Annotated in this window: 4 protein-coding genes and 1 pseudogene; all 5 read left to right on the top strand. The window is 58.0% G+C overall.

The window, feature by feature from the left end:
* Positions 1–357: hypothetical protein (locus VIM98_RS19365; RefSeq protein WP_331994742.1), on the top strand; the 357-nt coding region annotated here is incomplete at its 5' end.
* Between the two features lie 18 nt (positions 358–375).
* Positions 376–906, top strand: a pseudogene (locus VIM98_RS19360) (autotransporter outer membrane beta-barrel domain-containing protein); the annotation flags it as partial.
* 544 nt (positions 907–1,450) lie between these two features.
* Positions 1,451–1,987, top strand: a complete 537-nt coding sequence (locus VIM98_RS19355; RefSeq protein ID WP_331994741.1) for a Csu type fimbrial protein — start codon at positions 1,451–1,453, stop codon at positions 1,985–1,987.
* 10 nt (positions 1,988–1,997) lie between these two features.
* On the top strand, positions 1,998–2,744 hold the full coding sequence (locus VIM98_RS19350) for a molecular chaperone (RefSeq protein ID WP_331994740.1): 747 nt from the start codon (positions 1,998–2,000) through the stop codon (positions 2,742–2,744).
* Positions 2,695–4,684: fimbria/pilus outer membrane usher protein (locus VIM98_RS19345; protein ID WP_331994739.1), on the top strand; the 1,990-nt coding region annotated here is incomplete at its 3' end. The genes VIM98_RS19350 and VIM98_RS19345, both read left to right, overlap by 50 nt.

Genomic DNA, 4,684 nt, shown 5'->3' with positions numbered 1-4,684 from the left:
GCCGCACTGCATGCTTACCGGACCTCGGTCATGGATGGCATGCGCGAACGTCTGGGCGCTGTCCGTCCTGGCGAAGCCGATACCGATACCAGCGAGTTTTACGTGCGCCAGTTGGCGAACGCCGGCAGCTATCGCAGCGACCTGGATTTCAGCCACTACGGTTACAATATGCGCTACCACACTCGGGGTACCCAGGTAGGTGGCAACTGGTTGCATGTAACGAGCGACACGCAGGACCTGCGCCTGGGCGCCGCCGCTACCTTTGGTGCCATGCAATACACCCCGACCACGGTAACTGAGGCCGAAAACAGCCAGACCGATGTACGGGCGCGCGATTGGGCGCTGATCGCCACCTAGCAGCACACTGCCGGGTGGTATATCGACGCGATGACATCCTTCGGCACTTATCGCGGACGTGTCCGCTCTCCCGGTCGCGACTGCGCCGGCAAACTTGGTGCCAACGCATTCGGAGTATCGATGGAAGCGGGGCGCCGGCATACGCTGTCTAATGGTCTGGTGGTGGAGCAATCTTTGCGAGTGCAACGCGACAAGCTTTCCACTCATGTGGCCAAGGACGCCGATGGCATGCAGGTGTCGATACGCCGTAATATCTCCACGCTACTGGAAAGTGGCGTGCGCGTTGGATATCCGGTCAATGGGGGTGCCGCGATGCCTTACGCGCGTTTGGCGGTAAGCCACGTCTGGGGTGGCGCACCGAGCGTGACAATCGAAGGCACGCGTTTCGACACGGCATCGATCGGTCGCTCGGTAAAAGCAGCCTTTGGTATCGACGGCCAACTAAGCAAGCGCGTATCTGTGTACGGCGAGGTAGTCGGTAGCCGCCGCCTGGGCAGTTACGGTTTAGGTAGTGCATCAGGCTCACTCGGGGTGCGCATTACTTTCTGACCGCTCGATCCTCGTCCAAGGATGTGCCGGGAGGAGTTCTAGCCCGCTCAGACCTGGCAACTTGTATCTCACCCGTCGCCCCGGCTTTCGTCGCAGCGATAGGGGCTTCTTGGCTGCATGCAGCACTATAGATATCCGCCAATCAAAAAAGCGAACGCCCAAATCATATGAATGACAATTTAAATCCTAATTAATCAGACAATATCCGTGATTTTTGAAAATCACCCGCCACATAATAAGCCCACTATCCACATTGCATTTTGTGGGGTAACCTCCGACTAAAGCAGATCCCAATTGCATGGACATTTGAAGTGGCACTCATTGGAGGTGGCTCACAAAAGATTAATGTCTGAATCACTTGCAATTCACGCAATTAAAGTATCCATCAGCCCTTTGCGAGCCGACGCTGTGAATTCTTCGCAGCAAGACCACCCTTTCATGCGCTTCTTTTCCGGCAATGCCGCATTTCCTTTTTGAATAATGCAACGACGCCCGAGCTGTATTTGAAGTTTCCGCTCAAATTGTTTTACAGGGGAGATTCACCATGTCGCTCAAGAAGGCTCTATCGGCCAGCATCCTTTTCGTCATTAGCGGCTTCAGCCTTTCGACTCATGCTGCGAGTCCTGCCACTGCCACGTTCCAAGTTCTCATGACGATACAGAAAGCCTGCTCTGTTACCGCGGGCGCCAGCTCCAATATCAATCTGGGCACGGTCGATTCCACGGCAGTCGATACGACTGGCAGCAATACCATCAGCGTGACTTGCTCCAAAGCCACTCCGTATTTCGTCGGCCTGGCTCCTTCGGCTGCCAACGGCGGCACGACGACCGGTAGCGGTGCGATGAGCACTGCCGATGCCCTGCCCGGCAATACCGACAAGGTGCCATATCAACTGACTTCGACACCCGGCCCCTCTGGCACGGTGTGGGGCAATACAGCCACCTCAACCACGGTGGGCAACGGCGTAGCCGGTACGGGCACAGGTACCGCACAATCGCTTACCGTATATGCCACCGCACCCAGCGCCAACTTTACGCCCGACAGCTATGCGGACACCGTCACCGTCAACGTGAACTTCTGAGCTTTTGTCCATGAAGCACACGTGGCGGCGGTATACGGAATGCTCCGCACTGCTCGCCGGCCTGTGGATGGCCGGAGATGCGGGTGCAAGCGGCTTACAAGTCGCACCAACGACTGTCACGCTGAAGTCCTCGCAAAACGCCGAGGGCTTGTGGCTTAGCAATACTGGCGACAATGTAGTGCATGCACAGGTACGCGTGTATCACTGGACGCAGAACGATCAGCAAGATCGGCTCGTCGCATCCCGCGGCCTGGTGATCAGCCCACCGATGGTACAACTCGCTCCGGGCGATCGCCAGTTAATACGCGTCATCAGGACGGGAGCGCCGCCGAGCGGCGCCAACGCAGCGGAGGATGCCTACAGGTTGGCGATCGACGAGTTGCCGGTCGGCGCGGAAGGCAAACGGGGATTACAGTTTGTGCTGCATTATTCCTTGCCAATCTTTATCGAACCGCTCGGAACCAAGGTTGGCCCGCAATTGCAATGGGATCTGCATCGCCGCGGCGAAGATATCGTATTGCAAGTCAGTAATCGCGGCGGGAGCCACGCTCAATTGGCTTCGCTTAGCTACATCGGCACCGACGGTCATCGCACGGAAATCAACCCTGGTTTGCTTGGTTACGTTTTACCGGGCGCCACTATGCAGTGGATGCTGAAGCCACCCGCCTCCGCGTTTCCCGCCGGCGGCACCCTTGAGGCGATGATCAATGGCGAGAAGGCGTTGCAAAACCTGTCGCTGTCCGATCACCCTCGCTGAAGTTGTCCTGCTGCAGGGCCTGCTTGCATCCGGTAACTATGCCGCCGACGCGACCGAAGCGAACGAGATGACATCAAACCCCGCCCCGATCGTCGACAACAGCGATAGCACGAGGGGCCTGAACGGCATGGACGTCTATCTTGAGGTGAGTCTCAATGGCTCACCTCGCGGACTGGCACATTTCGTCGATCTCAATGGCTACCTTTGGGCCAGTACTTCTACACTACGAGAGCTTGGCTTCGCGCCTCCTGCCGGCACGCCCGATCCAGTTCGACTGAACAGCCTGCAGGATGTCCAGCTTAACTACGACACCCGTCACCAGACTGCGGCGATCGATGCACCGCTGCGCATGCTGCAATTGGACACGACAGTGCTCAATGCACCCGGCAATAACCGGCCAAAGGCCACCGCCTCACCCGGCGTCCTGTTGAACTACGATATCTATGGCACGGCGGGGCAAGGCGACACCCGTACCCTGAGCACATTCGCCGAATTACGCGCGTTCAATGACCGCGGCGTTTTCAGCACCACAACACTGGCTCAATTCGTTCGTAATAGCGACGAATGGAAGAGCCACTCGGTACGGCTGGACAGTAGTTGGAGCACGTCTTTTCCCGATAGCCTGCTAACGCTACGTCTAGGCGACACCCTGACCGATGCACTGTCCTGGTCCCGGTCTACACGGATTGCAGGCATACAGGTGGGTACCGACTTTGCCTTGCAGCCTTATTTGATTACCGCACCGCTTCCGGCTTTTCTTGGCTCGGCCACCCTGCCCTCGAATGTGCAGCTTTACGTCAATGGCGTGGAGCAGTACAACGGCAAAGTGCCAGCCGGTCCGTTTCAGCTCAACACGGTTCCCAATATCGACGGTGCCGGCAACGCTCAGGTTGTATTGACCGATGCGCTAGGCCGCACCACCACGCTCAATTTTTCCCTTTACGATGAACATCAGTTGCTCAAGCAAGGCTTGTCGGCCTGGTCAGCCGAACTGGGAGCCGTGCGCGAAGATTACGGCTTGAGGTCCTTTAGCTACGGCCATGATCCTGTCGGCAGCGGCACATGGCGCTATGGCGCCAGCGATCGAATCACAGTCGAAGGCCATGCCGAAGCCACACCAGGACTAACCAACGCCGGCGGTGGCGGCGCATGGCTGCTTGGCGCCTCCAGCGGCGTCCTTTCTGCCTCACTGGCCCGGAGCGAACATACAGGTCGTCGCGGTACGCTGTATTCGCTTGGCTATAGCTGGCGCGACAATCGCTTCAACTTCAGTGTAAGCGGTACTCGCACGCGCGGCAGCTACAGCGATGTAGCCACGCTTTATGGACCGCCGCCGCCCAATATCGGCGCACAGGCGATCGCCGGTTACAGCACAGCGCATTGGGGCAATTTTGGCGTGAGCTATCTTCACCTGCGCTACCCGCAGCAGAACGCCACCCGTTATGGCAGCGCCTACTGGTATCGCTCCATTGGGCAAGCGTTATCGCTGAATCTCAATATCAATCAAAACCTCGACAAGGCATCCGATCGGAGCATCTTCCTGATTGCTACCCTCGCGTTGGATCGCAACATCACAACAAGCGGTACTGTGCAGCGCGATGGCAACCGTACCGGCTTCGTGCTCAACGCCAGTCAATCACCGCCAAGCCAGGGCGGCTTCAGCTGGCGCGCCGATCTTCGCGAGGGTGACGATCAGCGCGGAGCGCAGGGTGAGCTGGACTACCTGGGGCGCTATGGCCAAGTTGCTGTCGGCATCAATAGCATCGGCGATACGCGTTACGGTTATATGAGTGCCGCGGGTGCTTTGGTGTTGATGGGCGGAGGAGTCTTTGCGGCGCGCTATATCAACAATGGCTTCGCCGTGGTATCCACCGGCGGTGTTGCCAACATGCCGGTAAAACTGGAGAACAACCCGATCGGCACGACCGATCGCCATGGCA

Origin of the sequence: Dyella sp., from assembly GCF_036568765.1 — a bacterium.
Taxonomy (GTDB): domain Bacteria; phylum Pseudomonadota; class Gammaproteobacteria; order Xanthomonadales; family Rhodanobacteraceae; genus GSA-30.
The sequence above is the reverse complement of the archived record's forward strand: the minus strand, read 5'-3'. Positions and strand labels throughout refer to the sequence as shown.

Coding starts and splice junctions, on each gene's coding strand:
- VIM98_RS19355 (WP_331994741.1), top strand. CDS start 1,451: ATGTCGCTCAAGAAGGCTCTATCGGCCAGCATCCTTTTCGTCATTAGC.
- VIM98_RS19350 (WP_331994740.1), top strand. CDS start 1,998: ATGAAGCACACGTGGCGGCGGTATACGGAATGCTCCGCACTGCTCGCC.